Origin of the sequence: Vibrio comitans (assembly GCA_024346835.1) — a bacterium.
Taxonomy (GTDB): domain Bacteria; phylum Pseudomonadota; class Gammaproteobacteria; order Enterobacterales; family Vibrionaceae; genus Vibrio; species Vibrio comitans.
Genome location: AP024866.1, coordinates 758350 through 776895, shown reverse-complemented (window position 1 = coordinate 776895; position 18546 = coordinate 758350). Strand labels below are relative to the sequence as shown.

The window sequence follows — 18546 nt, the reverse complement described above, 5'->3', positions numbered from 1 at the left end:
GATATTCGTTTGACCCTATACGCGCAATGCAACAGAGGCAATAATCAAGAACCATGAGACTGCACTGGTATAAAGCAGTGATGTCACGTATCGAGATAGGCCTTTCATTTTTTACCCTTTTATTAGGTTAGATTAATTACTGTGCAATTTGCACATTGAGTTTTGGGGAGCGGAAGCGCTCCCGAATAGATTGAAAAATAACGAATAGGACACAAGCCGCGATGCATCCTAGGAAAGTAGCTGTCACAATCCCGCCAAAAGAAGCCCAACCTAGAGCCTGCTGAGCACCGCTACCGATTGCATCGGATAACATTAAGGGCACAAGTCCAACCGCAAACGAAAATGCGGTCATAAATACCGCTCGCGCTCTTAATCTTAGCGCTTCTATGGCCGCCTTTTTAACTGGTAGGCCTTGGATCTCACGCAGCTCTTTTGCGTACTCCACTATCAAGATGGCATTTCGCACAGCCATCCCCACTAGCAATACAGCAGCTAACTGGGTAAAGATGGTCACCTCACTTCCCAGAAGCTCGACACCAGCAATGATGCCAATAACTGCAGTGGGAACCATGGTCATAATTGCTGCAGGAATAAGCCAGCTTTCATACTGCCCCACTAACACTAAATACGTGATCAGCAATGCTAGAGCGAGAATGATTGTGGCCTGGCTACCCGCTTCAATCTCTTCTTTTGCAGTACCTGTAAACTCAATGGAGTAGCCTTCTGGCAGTTCTAATTGTTGTAACGCCTCTATCGCCGCACCAGTAGAGGCTGTTGGCAATACATCGATAGAAACAGACTGCATACCATTAAAACGATTCAAAAAGTTAGGAACCGTAATTGGCTCGACACTGAACAGTTTGGCTGCCGGTTGGCTCATACCATTGGCATAGTTGATATACACATTCTGCAAAGCCTTTTTATCCAGTCGATATTCAGGGGCATTTTGCATCATGACTTTGTAGTTACGACCGTCTAGATTGAATGTATTCACGTATTGCCCACCAAAATGGGCCTGCATACCATCAACAAGCTCAGCGTAGCTAATGCCATATTCCAGCATCTTATGACGATTAATATTGAGCTTAATCGAGGGCTTATTAACCGCAAACTGAGTCATGGCCAACGAAATCGACTCTTTGCCATTTAGCTGCTCAATAATGGCCTGTGTGTCTTTACCCAACTCAATAGGAGATCGAGCATAGTGATCAATTAAGACAAAGTTAACGCCATCAACCATACCAAGCTCAGGTATAACAGGAGGCTTGAACGCAAACCCCTCAATGCCCATGGCCTGTAATATGGCATTGGCTTCTGCCGTAATTTGCTCATCAGACAAATCGCGCTGTTCGATATTATCCAAATTCAATAGGATCAGAAAGCTACTCATATCAGCATTGCCATTAAGTAGGTTAAACCCTGATGCGGCAATAGAATTGCGCACTCCCGGTATTTTCTGTAGCGCTTCAACGACCTCAATCGTATGGTTATCGGTGACACTCAATGCTGTACCTGGCTCAAAGCCTCCAACAACGAATACCGCGCTAGTGTCCTCCGCTGGCAACATTCCTTGTGGCAGGTCTTTTCCGTGGTCAATGGCAAACCAGACGCCAATCCCTAGCAAAACAATCGAAAGCAATGGAAAGCGAACAAAACCCGAAGTCACACCAGTAAATGCACTGATTTTAAATCCAATCACGCGCTCTACTTGGCGAGCAATAAAACCTTTCTTAGGTGGCTTCATAAATAAGGCACATAATGCGGGAGTCAAACTCAGAGCAACAACGGTAGAAACTAGCACCGACACACTCAAAACGATGCCAAATTCACTGTAGATAATACCCGTCATGCCACTCATAAATATGGTAGGGGCAAACACAGATAACAAAACCAAAGCGGAGGCAATAATAGGAGCAACCACCTTATCAAGAGCAACACCAACCGCTTCCGGCACTGTCAATTCAGGATTGTGATTGAGCTCATGCTCCGTTGCCTCAATCACTATGATGGCAGCATCTACCACTATGCCTATGGCCATTACCAAACCTAGCATTGAGATAATGTTGATATCGATACCAAGAGCATACATAAAAGCAAAAGTACCAATCAATGAAACGGGAATGGCTGTCACTGTAATAAAAGTGAGTCGCAAAGATTGCATAAAGATCAAAGTAACCATACCAACAATAACTACCGCCAGTAATAGTGTTTCCAGCACATTGTCGATAGCCCCGTGTACGAAGTTAGTAGCATCGTACACATACTCAATTTGATATTCAGATTTGATACTTGTGACAAGCTCTGCAACAGCATTTCCGACCTCTACAGCGTTCGCATCTGGGGTTTTATAGATAAAGACCACAGAGCCGGCACTAGCTCCTGCATAGGCATTGGCGGTATAGACCTCCGCTCCTAGTTCTACCTTAGCAACGTCTTTAAGAAACACTTTTCGATGCAGTGCATCACCGCGAATTACGATATTTTCAAATTGCTGCTTATTGGTTAAGCCGCCATCTACAGTCAGTGGATATTCAAGTAAGTCTCCTACTAGTGAGCCTGCTGGGCTAATCTTATTTTGGGTGGCTATCGCATTCTGAATAGCGGTCACATCCACCGATAATTGGCGCATCTTATTTGGGTCGAGCCAAATACGCATTGCGTATTTCTTTTCACCCAAGACATCAACCTTGGAGATACCAGGGATACGTTGCAAAGCTTCTTTAAATTGACCACCCGCGAAGGCACTGATTTGAGTATCTGTCGCTTCTCCACTTGGATCTTGAATGGATAGGCCAATCAACATACCGTTGGACAGTTTCTCCACCTTGACGCCATTTCGCATTACATCGCCCGGCAACTCAGGCAGAGCCAAGTTGACCCTGTTTTGTACTAAGGTCACCGCATTATCAGCATTGGTCGAGTTATCGAAGATCACCTCAAGGGAATAGGTACCATCAGAGCCTGATGTTGACTTCATATATTGCATACCCGCGACACCATTGACTTGCTTTTCAATCTCGGGAGCAACGGTTTTAGTGATGACTTCCGCGGTGGCTCCATCCATCCAGGTATCAACCGCAATAGTCAATGGCGCGACATCGGGATAGCGTCCCATTGGAGATAAGTAGGCTGAGATAAGCCCTGCTACTGAAATAAATATGGATAGAACAATGGCCAGCTTTGGTCTTTTTATAAAGAACTTAAACACAATGGCTTCCTCGCGACAGATGATTTTGCCGCTAAGATATACCGCTACTACTAATGCACCTATTTAGATGCCATTAAGTTTTTTAATAGGTCACTCTGCATAATGAATAAAGAAAAACCGCTCTTACTAATAAGAGCGGTTGATTGGTAGAGCCAGAGCTGTATTGCCTCTAGAAGCGGTTAGCAATACTAAATACAACCGATTTTGTTTTGTAATCGATTTGCTGGCTCGCCCACTTCGCATCTTGGTGTTGATACTTCACACTAATATCCCACTCTTTATTCAAGTCGTAGCTCAACCCAGCTTCAGCCAAAAACACGTGATCACGTTTTAGATGCTGGTATTCAACATGAGCAAAAGTATGGAGGTCATCGATAATTTCGTAGTCTATGTTCGAGTTAATACTAGGTAACAAACGTAGCGTTGATGATTGAATATGCTGACCACCCTTCTCTTTATCCATTTCAACCTCAAGTAAGTAACCTGATGCACCAACACCAAGGCTTGCCGTTAGATCATCTGTTAGCTCGAACATTTGGTTGTAAGAACCACCGACTGACCACTGACGAAACGCCACATAGATATCATCGCCACTTTTGTATTGCTCTCCTAGATAGCTCGCATCGCTGCCCATTTCACCATAGCGGCGAGTTTCGTTTGGTGACAAGTGGAACTGTAGGAATGAATCTTTATCTAACTGATAGCTGTAGTTCGCTGACGCAAAGGGTTGATTTTCATCCACTAACTTGTCACCTGGTAGCCCCGCTTTTTTAAAGCTATCTGTCATATTGAAGCCAATATCTAATTCAAAACGATGTTTTTGAGGCTTAGATGTACGCTGTTCATAGGCCTTTCTAGACTGCTTGGTAAAAAAATCATTGGTAAAGCTTGCGCCCAATTTCACTCCATCTTTTGTCGGAGTCGCTGAGAAAGCCATATTTTTTGATTGATATGGAGAGATTAGGTATTGGTTAACCAAGAATGAAATACCCGCAGCGGCAAGCACATCATCGGCAAAGTGGCGTTTACCATGCATTCGGCTAAGCCCAACAAATGAAGCTGCAGCATAAGCTGGCACACCCCAAGCAGCGCCATATCGACTTTGCAAAAATGCGGCTCCAGAGAAAGCGGCTGCTGTGTGTCCTGATGGGAAAGATTGAGCACTGCTACTATTTGGTCGCATACGTCCTACCAAGTTTTTTGTGCCGTGAACAATAACTTGTGTTGCACCTACAGAAAGCGCTAATTGTTTTGCGCCTTCTGGATCATCATGTAGCCAAGTGGCGAACAAACCTGTCGCTGGAATTAATATTTGTAAATAGTCACCAGCCTCAACATATTCGTCATTTACTGAGGTATTGATTGCATTTTGCCCAGCAAGCGCAGGTGCAATAGCAGATAGGCTTAGGAGTGTAGTAAGTAGTTTCGCTTTCATTTTATTGACCTCAAAAATTGTAACTGGTTATTTCTGAGGCAATATTAAAGCGATTTATTCGATAGGAGAAAATGGAACCTACCAGTATTTTAGATAGGTTGAGTTATACTCACGTGGAAAGAGAGGGGTTATCTAAGAATCAAAGAGATTCTTGGATCTTGATCGTAGAGGATACTAATAGATAGGTAATGAGCAGGAGCCCTATAACCTCCGGCAGCACCCAACCTGGAACTAACATCAGCGGTCCTAAAGCAGCTCCGAGTGTTTGAGCAGCTAATGTAAAGCGAATAACAACATTACCATAGCGTCCACTTGCCATTGTCCCCATCACAAGAGGCACGATAAGGTTCCACAGTAATTGGAAAATACAGGTTGCGATGATAAAGCTATACATATCATCACCAGTCAACATCGTCGATACCACAAGGCACTGAAGAAAAATCGCTATACTCAATATCAAGGTTTTTCTTTGATGAGCCACTGGAAACGTAGCTAGAATGGCGCCAGCCACACTGAACAATGTTCCAAAAGCAAACAACAGTCCTTGATCCCCCAACTCAATATGGTGAGCGATTGCATAGGCTCCGAGAGTAGACCAAATTGCTGAATGGGTAAGTATCACCATCACCATAGCGCTTAAGCTGATCAATACCACGGTTAAATCAATTTCTTCTGATAACTTACTTACTTTGGAGTTTGGAACTGATAAAGGCTTGAGCAATAGCGTAAATGCGACAAGTCCCCCAAGAGCAATAAAGAAAATGCTCGTATCGTAGTAATTCACCAAGCTAGGAAGAAGCAGAAATAATACCGCCGTCGTTAGCATCTGAATTGCAATTGCTTTACCAAATGCGGCGTCAGGGTTTTCCTCTGCACCTAAAACTTCATAGCAGCGAACAATAACCAGTCCCGCGCATACACCGGCCAAGCCTCTCATGATAAAAAACAACGAAACATCACTGATAAAGGCACTACTCAAATGGCAGAGACACAAGAGAGCAAGGGCAACGTTGTCATTAAATCGGAAGTCATGCCTCAAAAAGTAATAATTAAGGGCGCACGCCAGAGCAAAACCCATCAATTCTGTGGTGGCCAAGTAGTTTAGCACCGTGGGTGATAGGGTTAAGTGTTGCTCAATAATCGTTAAATAGGATGGAAGAATAGAAAAGATACTTACCGAGATTGCAAGTTTAAGACAGGCAGACAACCAAAACGGGATATTAACCAAGATACAATCAACCTTTGAGATACATTTCATTAACAATATATCATCAACCCTTCTTCCGGAAGCAATTTATCCGACTATGCACAAAGCCGATAGTTGTTAACTACAGCCTGTTTATTTCCTATAGCAAGATATCACCCAGAAGGTTTACTTCTGCATGATTTCGTTAACTATTAGGAAGACAAGATGAAAATAACAAAGGCAGAAAAAGGGGTGTGCTTTGCTACTAGCCTTCTTTTTGCTGTTCCTAGCGTAAATGCTGCATGGCTGGGCATTATTGGGATAGAGGGGGCGAGAACCGTTCAATCTGAATCCAAAAAAGATACCACTCAAGTCGAGACCATTTTACAAGGTGTAGGTTTAGAACTAGGCGGTCTATCCATCGACAATACCCTTGCAGCTAAATGGAATAGAGATGGACGCATGACCGTAGCAAGAAATTGGGCTTATGGATATTGGAACCAAAATCACGGTGTTTCATTAGATTTAATAAAGGGCGATTTTCTCGGAGCAGGACCTTCGATTGGTTCGGTGGGTTATGCATTTAAAGATTGTTGGGACAGTTTTTGCTTACGTATAAATCCTGCTTTGGCTTACCTATCTAATAAATCGTCCACTACAAAATCTCGCGAGAATGATCATGGTGCGCAGCTGAATATTAAGATAGACCACAAAATCAATGACCGATTTTCTTTAGGTTTCCACCCCCAATATGCCATATGGGATTCAGACACCAATGGTTCAACACTTAAGCTCGACTTTAACGCAACGTTCAATCTAAGCAAGTCAGGTGATCATAAACTCATGCTCGTTCATGAACGGTTTGCAGTCAACAATAGGAATACTGATATGAAAAATCGATTTGTTGGTGAGGGAGACCCTATCGCGGGGTATGTTCCTGGTACAGAGTCAACGTTGAAATTGCGCTACGTTTACAAATTCTAATTTAGGGGCTATGGAAGGCCTCCCTTCCCTCCAAGCAAAAACATTTACCCCCAAGCGTCTTCAGAGATTTCATCGGCTATTTCATTAGCGACATCGTTTTCAATCTCTTTCTCGATTTCATCTTCAATGACACTATCAATCAATTCTCGTTCTAGTAGTGAATCATCTACAGCACGATCAACTTCATTATCCCAATAGACTTCCTCTAGGTCTTGCATATCACGTCGACAGCGCTCTCGCTTTTCAACGCCATCGACCAGCCCATCGATAGTGCCAGCAACAGCGCCAATCGCAGCACCTCGCTTTGCCCCTTCTTCTCCATCAGCAATGGCACCTAAACCTGCTCCAGCAATACCTCCAACAACCGCGCCCTCGACACTGTCACCTAATACTTGATCGCAATAATCATCATAATTATTCGCTTTAGCTTGGCATCCCCATAGACTTAGGCAACAGACAACAACAGGTAAAATGGATTTCATCACTCTCTCCAATAACAAATTTCAATCATGTAATTTGTCATTTAAAAGCGATTAATAGTAACTAGGTTCTATTAAATAATTCGATAGGTAATGTTCTACTAACTCATGCAACACCTTTAATAATATCGTGATGTGTAGCTACAAATATCCTTTCTTTTCAACACTCTCGCACAGGTAATCGTCAAAAATAAGGTATAGTTATTCTTTGACTACTTCATCGCTAGGAAAGTACGCATGGACTCGACCCTCATTACTATTGCGATTTTTATCGCGTTGGCCGTTATCTTAATTGTCGCAGGGATCAAAACGGTTCCGCAAGGAAGTCACTGGACAGTTGAGCGTTTTGGCCGCTATACCAAAACTCTGCAACCAGGACTAAACCTGATTATCCCGTTTATCGACAGCATCGGTAACAAAATCAATATGATGGAGCGAGTACTGGATATCCCAGCTCAGGAAGTCATTTCAAAAGACAATGCCAATGTCACTATCGATGCAGTGTGTTTCGTACAAGTTTTTGACGCACCGAAAGCTGCTTATGAGGTAACAGAGTTAGAGCATGCCATCCGCAACCTTACTCTGACCAATATCCGTACTGTACTGGGCTCAATGGAACTCGATGAGATGCTAAGCCAAAGGGATATGATCAACACTCGTCTACTAACGATTGTCGATGAAGCGACGAACCCTTGGGGCGTTAAAGTTACCCGTATTGAAATCAAAGACGTGCAGCCACCCGCAGACCTCACAGCGGCGATGAACGCTCAGATGAAAGCGGAGCGAAACAAACGTGCTGAAGTACTTGAGGCAGAGGGTATTCGACAAGCAGAAATCCTGAAAGCTGAGGGTCACAAGCAGTCTGAAATATTAAAAGCCGAAGGTGAGAAACAGGCCGCGATCTTACAAGCAGAAGCTCGTGAGCGTTCAGCAGAAGCAGAAGCAAAAGCGACTCAGATGGTGTCTGATGCTATTGCGGCAGGTGATATGCAGGCCGTGAATTACTTTATCGCGCAAGGCTACACCGATGCACTGAAATCCATTGGCCAAGCCGAGAATGGTAAAATCATTATGCTACCGCTTGAAGCTACAGGTTTGATGGGATCGATTGCCGGGGTTGCCGAAATGTTTAAATCAGCTGATGACAAGGGTAAAGCGTGATAGAACTTCTAGAGCAAGTTAATCATTGGCACTGGCTTGCATTTGGCCTCGCGCTGCTGTGCCTAGAAGTCTTAGGCACCGCTGGCTACTTTCTATGGCTTGGTATTTCAGCCCTTATTGTGGGGGCTATTTTAAGTGCACTTCCTCTTGGGTGGCAGATGCAGTGGATGAGCTTTGCAAGCTTTGGTCTGATCACCACTTGGCTTTGGTGGCGCTACCAAAAAGGAAAAGATAAAAAAGACGACAAAACCACGACACTCAACAAGCGTTCACAACACTTGATTGGGCAGTTCACCACCCTAGAGCAAGACTTCCCCGTGGGCAAAGGACGCTTGAAGCTAGGAGATACCTCTTGGACAGCCGTTTCAGAGCAGAAGATAGAAGCAGGAACAGCCGTAGAGGTCTACAAGGTAGAAGGCATTATTTTGCATATTCGCCAAAAGCACTAAGGTAATCTAATTACCTGTTAAGTAGTAATGGTTCAAAAAAGGCTTCTAAGATTGGAAAATCTAGAAGCCTTTTTAATATTCAAAACACTAGCGCCTAACTAGTAACTACTAACTGATGCCATGCTCTTGCATTAAGGCGATTAAGCCTTGCTCATCTTGAATTTCGATACCAAGGTCTTGCGCTTTTGCTAGCTTAGAGCCTGCGGCTTCTCCAGCAAACAAGATATCGGTTTTCTTCGATACGCTCCCAGTTACTTTAGCGCCAAGGTTTTGCAGTGCCGCTTTCGCATCTGAACGAGTTAGTTGAGACAAAGAGCCCGTTAGTACTACGGTTTTACCTGCCAAAGGCAACTCTTGAGCGTTTGCTACCTCTTTCACTGCCTCCCAAGTAATGCCACTTTCAATAAGCTCAGCGATAACAGCTTGGTTAGATTCCTGAGCAAAGAACATCTTAATGTGCTCAGCAACAATAACCCCAACATCTGGCACTTCTAGAAGCGCGTCTACACTAGCTTGCTCAATTCGCTCTAACGTCTTGAAATGCTGTGCTAAGTTCGCTGCCGTCGCTTCACCGACCTCTCGAATACCGAGTGAATATAAGAATCGTGGTAAGGTGGTTTGTTTAGATTTTTCTAAAGCATCAATGACATTTTGTGCTGATTTAGGCCCCATACGCTCTAGCACCGTAATTCGACCCGCACTCAGTTTAAAAAGATCGGCAGGAGTCTGGACCATTTCTTTCTCTACTAGCTGCTCGACCACCTTGTCGCCTAAGCCATCTACATCCATCGCCTTACGCGATACAAAATGCTTTAATGCTTGTTTGCGTTGTGCCGAACATACCAACCCGCCAGTACAACGTGTAACAGCTTCTCCTTCTGTGCGCTCTGCATCAGAGCCACACACCGGACATACCACTGGGTAGACGATTGCCTTGGCGTCTTCAGGGCGTCTATCTAGCACCACGCCTGTAATTTGGGGGATCACATCACCTGCTCGACGAATAATAACCGTGTCTCCGACCATCACACCTAAACGTTGAATTTCATCTGCGTTGTGTAAGGTTGCGTTACTCACAGTAACGCCGCCGACAAACACCGGCTCAAGCTTAGCCACTGGTGTAATAGCTCCAGTACGACCTACCTGAAACTCTACATCATTCAATGTGGTCAGCTCTTCCTGTGCAGGAAACTTGTAGGCAATCGCCCAACGTGGTGCACGGGCAACAAAGCCAAGTTGTTCTTGCTTGGCTATCTCGTCAAGCTTGATCACCACACCATCTATCTCATAATCAAGGTCATCACGCGTTTCAAGAATGTATTGGTAGTAAGCAATCACATCATTCAGGTTCTCTACCTTACGCACCACAGGGCACATTGGTAGCCCCCACTCTTTGAGCTGCAAGAAACGTTGATAGTGGCTATTTGCTAGCTCACCACCCTCTATAACACCTACGCTATAGGCGTAAAAACCTAAAGGACGCTTCGCCGTAATACGCGAGTCCAACTGACGTAAACTGCCGGCAGCAGCGTTTCTTGGATTCGCAAATGGCTTTTCGCCTTTCGCTATCGCCTGCTCGTTAAAACGCTCAAAACCCGCTTTAGGCATAAATACTTCACCACGCACTTCTAAGCGCGTTGGATATCCCTCACCCTGCAGTTTTAGAGGGATGGCACTAATGGTGCGAACATTCTGAGTGATGTTTTCACCGGTCGTCCCATCACCGCGGGTTGCAGCTTGAACCAAAACGCCATTTTCATACATCAAGCTAACCGCTAAGCCATCGAGCTTAGGTTCACAACTGAACGCACCAAGCTCACTGCTATTTAGCCTATCTTGCATGCGTTTATGAAACGCCTTCAATTCCGAATCATCAAAGGCATTGTCTAACGATAACATTGGCACTTGATGAGTAACTTGCGTAAAGCCTGACAGTGGCGCGCCACCTACCCTTTGAGAGGGAGAGTCAACCGTGACAAGTTCTGGGTTACCTTCTTCTAATTCAATCAGTTGACGCATTAACCTGTCATATTCTGCATCAGGAATCTCAGGGCTATCCTCAACATAGTAACGCACCGCATGATAATGCAGTGCTTCAGATAGCTTAGCGTGTTGTTGTTGAATAGAATCTGGCATAGGGATTTCTCAAAAATAGGGAAAAGAAAAGGCTCCATGGAGAGCCCTTTAAGTAATTTTATTTATAAACCAAAGAGTTAGGGCCTAGACTATATTGCTCGTCTCTTTTTGTTTTTGTCTTTGTACAAAGTCCTGAATTTGACGCTTAAAGGCGTCAATGCGATCACGGGTCATCAGTGAACGTTTGTCATCTAATACATGACCACCGAGATCATCAGCAATCATTTGTGCGGTATGCAGCATAATCTTAAAGTTCTGCTCTGGATCGCCGTAGCTTGGCAATGTCATAAAGAACGAAATGCCTTCTGTAGTGAAGGTTCCTGGGTCATCATGAGATAACGTTCCCGGTTTAAGCATATTCGCTACACTAAACAACACCTTACCCGTACCCGACATATCCGCATGGCGGTGGTAAATGTCCATCGGTCCGAAGTGCAAGCCGTTTTGTTCCATGCTGACAAATAAGTCACTGCCCACAAATATTTGATTTGGCAAAGCCTTAACATGCAAAACCAACACTTCAAGTTCAGGCTCTTCAGGCTCAGCAACAGGGGTAGCTGGCGTGACTTCCGGCTCAGCGACCGTCACTTCAGGTTCAAGAACGACGCTTTCTTCTATTTGCGGTTCTTTAGCAACAAAGGCTGAAGACGGCTCTTCTTCATGCTTTGAGTATGCATCGGAACTGATAGTGATAGTCGGCAATTCATCAGTATTAACAGCAACTGTTGGTTTAATGCTCTCAACATCATCATCGTGGCGATTATCATCATGATGACTGTCCAACAGTGGATCACCGATATCATCATCAAAACTAGAAAAGCTTGGCTCTTTCTTGCTGCTTTTTTTCGTCACTTTGACCACATCGAAGTCATCTTCAAGCCCTGGTGTCTCTTTTGCCGGACTCTTAGGGGTCACAACGTCAGACTCTGTTGAAGGCTCGTTGGCTAGTTTACTTAATGGCTTGTCCGAGAATTTACCACTTTGTTCGCGTTTATTCGTCCATAAACCATGAATAAGTAGACCCGCTATAGCTAGCACACCTACGACTATCAGTACGATTCGCAATTCCTGCATTTTTTGCTCTCTGCTTTACCCTGGTGAGACACCGAGATTGAGTTACTTAAACTACTTTAACAAAACTCTCTTAGAGAGTTGAATCTTTTAATAAAATCTATTCACTTTATGCTGTGATTTTGAGCACGCTTTTCTTATATTAGGCCTAATTCGCTCCAAACTCCGTCATAGGAAGACAAAATGCACCATAATTTGAACCCAATGTCAGGCTTCGGTTACTTTTTCTCCGGATTTAAATTGGCATTACAACCTGGCTTGCGCCGCTATGTATTTATGCCACTACTGATCAACATTCTTTTGGTCGGTGGCGCACTCTTCTATCTATTTAGTAACCTCAATCAATGGATTGAACAATGGCTCGGCGCTTTACCTGAATTTTTAGACTGGCTTCGTTACATACTATGGCCATTACTTGCTATTACTATCCTAGCAACCTTTTCCTACTTCTTTAGTACTCTAGCAAACTTTATTGCCGCTCCATTTAACGGGTTATTAGCTGAGAAGGTAGAACAAAAGCTCAGTCCTGAGGGGATGATTGACCAAAGTGTGGCAGACCTTATTAAGGATGTACCACGAATATTAGGACGCGAATGGCGCAAGCTTGTTTATCTTATGCCTAAAGCACTCGGCTTGTTCTTGTTGCTACTCATTCCTGCCTTTGGTCAAACCGTTGCTCCCTTTGTGTGGTTTATCTTCACTTCATGGATGTTGGCTATTCAGTATTGCGACTACCCATTTGATAACCATAAAGTCGACTTTAACTCTATGCGATTTGCTCTAAAACAAAAGCAAGGAAAAGCCTATGGTTACGGCTCAATGGTGGCGCTGTTTACCTCTATCCCACTTTTAAATCTCATTATCATGCCGGTAGCCGTGTGTGGTGCTACATTGATGTGGGTAACAGAGTTCAAACAACATCAAAAAGTTAGCTATTAGTTATAACCTTTTATTCCTTTATAACAAGATAGTTGCACCTTATTCTAAGATTGTAGAAGCAATTTGCTCGAGTCATCAAAAATGTATGGCTCGACCTCAATGACATAGCGCGTCAACGCACAAGGAACCAAGCATGAGCAAAATTTACGATGACAATTCACTAACTATAGGTAATACGCCTCTCGTTCGTTTAAACCGCGTCAGCAACGGCAACGTTCTCGCTAAAATTGAAGCACGCAACCCTAGCTTTAGTGTTAAATGTCGTATTGGCGCCAATATGATTTGGGAAGCAGAGAAAGCAGGTACTCTAACTAAAGGTATTGAGCTTGTAGAACCTACCAGCGGTAATACCGGTGTTGCGCTGGCATTTGTTGCAGCAGCACGTGGCTACAAACTGACGCTAACTATGCCTGAATCAATGAGCCTTGAACGCCGTAAGCTTCTTAAAGCACTAGGTGCGAACCTTGTTCTTACAGAAGCGGCTAAAGGTATGAAGGGCGCTATCGCTAAAGCAGAAGAGATTGTGGCGGAAAGCCCAGAAACCACTCTACTTCTTCAACAGTTCAATAACCCTGCTAACCCAGCGATTCACGAACAAACCACAGGTCCAGAGCTTTGGGAAGCAACGGACGGTGAGATTGATGTGTTGGTTTCTGGTGTCGGTACAGGCGGTACCATTACCGGTACTAGCCGTTACATTAAGCAAACTAAAGGCAAGGCAATTACGTCTGTCGCTGTTGAACCAGCTGAGTCTCCAGTCATCAGCCAAGTGCTTGCTGGTGAAGAAGTGCAACCTGCCCCACACAAAATTCAAGGTATTGGTGCTGGTTTCATCCCTGGAAACTTAGATCTTGAGTTGGTAGACAAGGTTGTTACTGTCACTTCAGATGAAGCTATCGATATGGCTCGACGTTTGATGGAAGAAGAAGGTATTTTGGCCGGGATTTCTTCAGGTGCAGCGGTTGTTGCAGCTAACAGAATTGCGGAACTACCTGAATTTGCAGGAAAAACCATTGTAACTGTACTGCCAAGCTCTGGTGAGCGTTACCTGAGTACTGCATTGTTTGCTGGTATATTCACAGAGAAAGAGAATCAGCAATAAGCACAAAAAAAGTGTGCCCAAATCAAGTTTTCAATCAAAAAAGCCCCTTTTAGGGGCTTTTTTATTGATTCGCGGTCAACATTTGGTAATATTTCTAGGCTTTATTTTTCGCTTCAAAATAAAAGAAGCACGAATTTAGGTTACACATAAAAGTCATAAGAACTTACGTAGCCAAGGTCATGAGCCAGTTTTAACAATAAATAAGCGGCTCAGACTCCAAAACATAATCTAATATCAACGGGGTAAATCACATGTATGAGAAGCAAGTAGAAATCACTGCAGAAAACGGTCTTCACACTCGTCCAGCGGCGCAGTTTGTTAAAGAAGCAAAATCATTTGATGCAGATATCACTGTGACTTCTAACGGCAAAAGCGCTAGCGCAAAGAGCCTATTCAAGCTTCAAACTTTAGGTCTAGTTAAAGGCACTATGGTTACTATCTCAGCTGAGGGTCCACAAGCTACTGAAGCTGTTGACCACCTAGTAGCTCTAATGGATGAGCTACACTAAGAGACTACTGTTTCGAAATTTAAAGCCACTTCGTTGTTACCAACCAAGTGGCTTTATTGAAATAGCGTCTATGTAAGCTAAAAATTAGTAATCCGCCCACTTATAGACCAGTATAAGGTAAAGCTATGATCTCAGGTATTCTAGCGTCTCCAGGTATTGCTTTTGGTAAAGCGCTACTTCTTCAAGAAGATGAAATCGTTCTAAACACACAAAAAATTTCTGCTGACCAAGTCGATGCAGAAGTTCAGCGTTTTTATGACGCTCGCAACAAATCAGCAGCCCAACTAGAAATCATCAAGCAAAAAGCCCTAGAGACTTTTGGCGAAGAAAAAGAAGCGATCTTTGAAGGTCACATCATGCTTCTTGAAGATGAAGAACTAGAAGAAGAAATTCTGGCTCTTATTAAAGGCGACAAGCTGACTGCAGATCATGCAATCCATTCAATCATCGAAGAACAAGCCGTTGCGCTTGAGTCTCTTGATGACGAATACCTAAAAGAGCGTGCTACGGACATCCGTGACATCGGTACTCGTTTTGTTAAAAACGCACTAGGTATCAACATCGTTTCACTTAGCGACATCGATGAAGAAGTTCTTCTTGTTGCTTACGATCTAACGCCATCAGAAACGGCACAAATCAACCTAGATTACGTTCTAGGCTTTGCTTGTGACATCGGCGGCCGTACGTCTCATACCTCTATCATGGCACGCTCTCTTGAGCTTCCAGCGATTGTGGGTACTAACGACATCACTAAACAAGTGAAAAACGGCGACATGCTAATTCTGGATGCGATGAACAATAAGATCATCATCAATCCAACAGAAGCTCAGCTAAACGAAGCGAAACAAATTCGCGACGACTTCCTTGCTGAAAAAGCAGAGCTAGCTAAGCTAAAAGACCTGCCTGCAATCACTCTTGATGGTCATCGAGTAGAAGTATGCGGCAACATCGGTACAGTGAAAGACTGCGATGGCATCAACCGCAACGGCGGTGAAGGCGTTGGTCTGTACCGTACAGAATTCCTATTCATGGACCGTACTGCTCTTCCGACTGAAGAAGAACAATACCAAGCCTATAAAGAAGTTGCTGAAGCAATGAATGGTCACTCTGTGATCATCCGTACTATGGATATCGGTGGCGACAAAGACCTACCGTACATGGACCTTCCAGAAGAAATGAACCCGTTCCTTGGTTGGCGCGCAGTTCGTATCAGCTTGGATCGTCGTGAAATCCTTCGTGACCAGCTTCGCGGCATCCTACGTGCGTCAGCACACGGTAAGCTTCGCATCATGTTCCCAATGATTATCTCTGTTGAAGAAATCCGTGAACTGAAAGCAGCTATCGAAGAATACAAAGCAGAACTTCGCTCTGAAGGCCTAGCGTTTGACGAGAGCATCGAGATTGGTGTTATGGTTGAAACTCCGGCTGCAGCGGCAATTGCTCACCACCTAGCGAAAGAAGTTTCTTTCTTTAGTATTGGTACAAACGATTTAACTCAGTATACTCTAGCAGTAGACCGTGGTAATGAGCTTATTTCTCACCTATACAACCCACTATCACCGGCTGTTCTAACTGTGATCAAGCAGGTGATTGACGCTTCTCACAAGGAAGGTAAGTGGACTGGAATGTGTGGTGAATTAGCGGGCGACGAGCGTGCAACACTTCTTCTACTGGGTATGGGTCTAGATGAGTTCTCTATGAGCGGCATCTCTATCCCTGCAGTTAAGAAAGTGATTCGCAACGCAAACTTCGCGGAAGTAAAAGAAATGGCAGAAGAAGCTCTTCAAATGCCAACTGCCGCAGAAATCGAAGCGCACGTTGAGAAATTTATCGCGGACAAAACAAACTAATAATATAATTTAATAGAAATTAATTGCTTAGGAGCATGTAATGGGTCTGTTTGACAAACTTAAGAAGCTGGTATCGGACGAAGGCAACGCTGCAGGTTCAATCGAAATCATTTCACCTCTTTCTGGTGAGATCGTTAACATTGAAGATGTGCCAGATGTAGTTTTCGCTGAAAAAATCGTTGGTGATGGCATCGCTATCAAACCAACTGGCAACAAAATCGTTGCACCAGTGAATGGTACTATCGGTAAGATTTTTGAGACAAACCATGCGTTCTCTATCGAATCAACTGACGGTATCGAGCTATTCGTTCACTTCGGTATCGACACTGTTGAACTGAAAGGTGAAGGCTTCACTCGCATCGGTTCAGAAGGCCAAGAAGTTAAAGCTGGTGATACTATCATCGAGTTTGACCTTGCATTCCTAGAAGAGAAAGCAAAATCTACTTTGACTCCAGTTGTTATCTCTAACATGGATGAAATCAAAGAGTTGAACAAGCTTTCTGGCGCTGTAACTGTAGGTGAAACTCCAGTTCTACGCGTAACTAAGTAATCTCTACTTAGACTCAAGTGAATAAAAACGCAGCCAATAGCTGCGTTTTTTTATGCTTATCAATATCAGCCTAACTCACGGTTAGGCATGAATCGATTAACAAAGGACTAGCTGCTTTAGCATGGTCTGGCTAGGCGCAAAGAAATACGCGCCGGTTACGGCTTTAGTGTAATCCAACAGCGCGTCGGTCTTGCCATCTACTTGCCCATACATGCTCTCAAGCATATCGGTAAAGTTACTTAACGTATTGCAGTAAGCAATAAAGAGTAACCCGTGATCACCAGACACAGAGCCATACGGCAAGCTGTGACGGACAATTTTCAAGCCCTTGCCTTCTTTTTTGATGTCTACACGTCCCACGTGAGATTGAGCCGGTACGTCTTCAAGCTCTATCGAATCTTCTTTAGTTCGACCAATCTTTTGTTCTTGCTGGCTCACTGACAGTGCATTCCAAGCAGGTAAGTTGTGCTCAAAGCGCTGCAGCATTACATAGCTACCACCTTCGAAAGGACCTTCACCTAACAGAGCTACCTCTGATCTTGCGTCCCCTTTAGGGTTTTCTGTGCCATCAACAAAGTCCGTCATATCACGCGAATCTAGGTAGCGATAACCATAGGTTTCATCAACAATAGTGACGTCACTCGCGATCTCTTGCATTAACTTACGCAGTAAGAAAAAGTGCAGGTCGTGACGGTGAGAATGGCAATGCACAAGTACATCCACGTCAGTTGTCGGAGCTTCAATATCACCACACACTAGACGAGGAAACGGAACCAGTTCACTAGGCACATCATGAGAAATGCTCTCACTCCAAAACTGGTGAGAAAACGCGATGCTGCTAGTTAAATGTGCGCCAGGTTGATTGAAATTGATATCCCCTACCCAGTCACCCATTTGTTGAAGCGCGTTCAATACTTTGCTTTTATCTCCGGTAACCTTGATAAGCACATATAACGCAAATGGGCCCGGTTCTGGCACTATGGCCGATTGAGGTTGAATCATTGTAACTTCCTTAGACTAATTATCCGAAATGCTGTCAAAACAATCTTTTACTCGTCGGCTGTTGAATAGATAAATAATAATCCAACTCAATCCAACGACTGATAGGGCTGCGCCCCAAGTAAACTGACCATGTTGTAAAGAAATATAGTGCAACTCGAGTGCCAACTGGGCGATAGCAAGTACGATTGTCGTCATTCGTCCGAGACCAATCAATTTGTTTAGCCATCTTCTATCAGGGTTTCTCAACCCAATCACCCACATCAACAGCAGGCTTGGCACTCCCATACACATCATAATATATAGACTGAATGAGTTAGGATAGATCATCGAAAGAATATCGCTTCCTTTATCGCGAGTGACTCCAGCCATCACAAACACTATCCAACCTCTGGCTAAGAACAGCCAAGCAAACCAAAGCCAAATTGGCGCTTTTAGATAGCCATTCTTGTCATATTCTTCAATTAAATAACGCACATTATCCACTT

General features: G+C 44.0%; 16 protein-coding genes. 8 read left to right on the top strand and 8 right to left on the bottom strand.

Annotated features, from left to right (window positions below; all coding sequences use genetic code 11):
- Positions 1-136 precede the first annotated feature (136 nt).
- The 3 genes from OCU46_RS03670 to OCU46_RS03660 all read right to left on the bottom strand — a co-directional run bounded on the left by OCU46_RS03670 (position 137) and on the right by OCU46_RS03660 (position 5871).
- Complete coding sequence (locus OCU46_RS03670) at positions 137-3208, bottom strand: efflux RND transporter permease subunit (RefSeq protein ID WP_141269350.1); 3072 nt, start codon at positions 3206-3208, stop codon at positions 137-139.
- 169 nt (positions 3209-3377) lie between these two features.
- On the bottom strand, positions 3378-4643 hold the full coding sequence (locus tag OCU46_RS03665; protein ID WP_141269352.1) for a phosphatase PAP2 family protein: 1266 nt from the start codon (positions 4641-4643) through the stop codon (positions 3378-3380).
- 139 nt (positions 4644-4782) lie between these two features.
- Positions 4783-5871, bottom strand: coding sequence for an MFS transporter (locus tag OCU46_RS03660; protein ID WP_244311342.1), 1089 nt, complete (start codon positions 5869-5871; stop codon positions 4783-4785).
- Positions 5872-6054: 183 nt separating this feature from the next.
- Between OCU46_RS03660 and OCU46_RS03655 the strand changes: the two genes are divergently transcribed.
- Complete coding sequence (locus OCU46_RS03655; protein ID WP_141269354.1) at positions 6055-6813, top strand: hypothetical protein; 759 nt, start codon at positions 6055-6057, stop codon at positions 6811-6813.
- 44 nt (positions 6814-6857) lie between these two features.
- Here the strand turns inward: OCU46_RS03655 and OCU46_RS03650 are convergent, their stop codons facing one another.
- A complete protein-coding gene (locus OCU46_RS03650) occupies positions 6858-7295 on the bottom strand; it encodes a hypothetical protein (protein ID WP_141269356.1) in 438 nt (145 codons plus the stop codon).
- A gap of 234 nt (positions 7296-7529) precedes the next feature.
- Between OCU46_RS03650 and OCU46_RS03645 the strand changes: the two genes are divergently transcribed.
- Entirely contained in the window at positions 7530-8453 is a 924-nt protein-coding gene (locus tag OCU46_RS03645; RefSeq protein ID WP_141269358.1) for an SPFH domain-containing protein, read from the top strand.
- Positions 8450-8902, top strand: coding sequence for an NfeD family protein (locus tag OCU46_RS03640; RefSeq protein ID WP_141269360.1), 453 nt, complete (start codon positions 8450-8452; stop codon positions 8900-8902). Before OCU46_RS03645 ends, OCU46_RS03640 begins: the two co-directional genes overlap by 4 nt.
- Positions 8903-9010: 108 nt before the next feature.
- On the opposite strand, the gene ligA is transcribed toward OCU46_RS03640, so the two are convergent.
- The gene (ligA, locus tag OCU46_RS03635; RefSeq protein WP_141269362.1) at positions 9011-11038 is read right to left on the bottom strand and encodes an NAD-dependent DNA ligase LigA; all 2028 of its coding nucleotides are present in this window, start codon (positions 11036-11038) and stop codon (positions 9011-9013) included.
- A gap of 84 nt (positions 11039-11122) precedes the next feature.
- Positions 11123-12112, bottom strand: a complete 990-nt coding sequence (gene zipA, locus OCU46_RS03630; protein ID WP_141269364.1) for a cell division protein ZipA — start codon at positions 12110-12112, stop codon at positions 11123-11125.
- A gap of 180 nt (positions 12113-12292) precedes the next feature.
- On the opposite strand from zipA, the gene cysZ reads away from it, so the two are divergent.
- The 5 genes from cysZ (at position 12293) to crr (ending at position 17059) form a co-directional block, all read left to right on the top strand.
- A complete protein-coding gene (gene cysZ, locus OCU46_RS03625) occupies positions 12293-13048 on the top strand; it encodes a sulfate transporter CysZ (protein ID WP_141269366.1) in 756 nt (251 codons plus the stop codon).
- A gap of 133 nt (positions 13049-13181) precedes the next feature.
- On the top strand, positions 13182-14150 hold the full coding sequence (gene cysK, locus OCU46_RS03620; RefSeq protein WP_141269368.1) for a cysteine synthase A: 969 nt from the start codon (positions 13182-13184) through the stop codon (positions 14148-14150).
- A 251-nt stretch (positions 14151-14401) separates the two neighbouring features.
- On the top strand, positions 14402-14659 hold the full coding sequence (locus OCU46_RS03615) for an HPr family phosphocarrier protein (RefSeq protein WP_017029255.1): 258 nt from the start codon (positions 14402-14404) through the stop codon (positions 14657-14659).
- A 125-nt stretch (positions 14660-14784) separates the two neighbouring features.
- Entirely contained in the window at positions 14785-16509 is a 1725-nt protein-coding gene (ptsI, locus tag OCU46_RS03610) for a phosphoenolpyruvate-protein phosphotransferase PtsI (RefSeq protein WP_141269370.1), read from the top strand.
- A 40-nt stretch (positions 16510-16549) separates the two neighbouring features.
- Positions 16550-17059, top strand: a complete 510-nt coding sequence (crr, locus tag OCU46_RS03605) for a PTS glucose transporter subunit IIA (protein ID WP_017029253.1) — start codon at positions 16550-16552, stop codon at positions 17057-17059.
- Positions 17060-17155: 96 nt separating this feature from the next.
- Here crr and OCU46_RS03600 read toward each other — a convergent pair whose 3' ends face one another.
- Positions 17156-18061, bottom strand: a complete 906-nt coding sequence (locus OCU46_RS03600) for a Dyp-type peroxidase (protein WP_141269372.1) — start codon at positions 18059-18061, stop codon at positions 17156-17158.
- 15 nt (positions 18062-18076) lie between these two features.
- Complete coding sequence (locus OCU46_RS03595) at positions 18077-18535, bottom strand: DUF2919 domain-containing protein (protein WP_141269374.1); 459 nt, start codon at positions 18533-18535, stop codon at positions 18077-18079.
- Positions 18536-18546 lie beyond the last annotated feature (11 nt).

Excerpts from the sequence above, each read along its gene's own strand:
- crr (WP_017029253.1), top strand. The coding sequence starts at position 16,550 with ATGGGTCTGTTTGACAAACTTAAGAAGCTGGTATCGGACGAAGGCAAC.
- OCU46_RS03600 (WP_141269372.1), bottom strand. The coding sequence starts at position 18,061 with ATGATTCAACCTCAATCGGCCATAGTGCCAGAACCGGGCCCATTTGCG.
- OCU46_RS03615 (WP_017029255.1), top strand. The coding sequence starts at position 14,402 with ATGTATGAGAAGCAAGTAGAAATCACTGCAGAAAACGGTCTTCACACT.
- OCU46_RS03645 (WP_141269358.1), top strand. The coding sequence starts at position 7,530 with ATGGACTCGACCCTCATTACTATTGCGATTTTTATCGCGTTGGCCGTT.
- ligA (WP_141269362.1), bottom strand. The coding sequence starts at position 11,038 with ATGCCAGATTCTATTCAACAACAACACGCTAAGCTATCTGAAGCACTG.
- OCU46_RS03665 (WP_141269352.1), bottom strand. The coding sequence starts at position 4,643 with ATGAAAGCGAAACTACTTACTACACTCCTAAGCCTATCTGCTATTGCA.
- OCU46_RS03650 (WP_141269356.1), bottom strand. The coding sequence starts at position 7,295 with ATGAAATCCATTTTACCTGTTGTTGTCTGTTGCCTAAGTCTATGGGGA.
- cysK (WP_141269368.1), top strand. The coding sequence starts at position 13,182 with ATGAGCAAAATTTACGATGACAATTCACTAACTATAGGTAATACGCCT.
- OCU46_RS03655 (WP_141269354.1), top strand. The coding sequence starts at position 6,055 with ATGAAAATAACAAAGGCAGAAAAAGGGGTGTGCTTTGCTACTAGCCTT.
- zipA (WP_141269364.1), bottom strand. The coding sequence starts at position 12,112 with ATGCAGGAATTGCGAATCGTACTGATAGTCGTAGGTGTGCTAGCTATA.
- cysZ (WP_141269366.1), top strand. The coding sequence starts at position 12,293 with ATGCACCATAATTTGAACCCAATGTCAGGCTTCGGTTACTTTTTCTCC.
- ptsI (WP_141269370.1), top strand. The coding sequence starts at position 14,785 with ATGATCTCAGGTATTCTAGCGTCTCCAGGTATTGCTTTTGGTAAAGCG.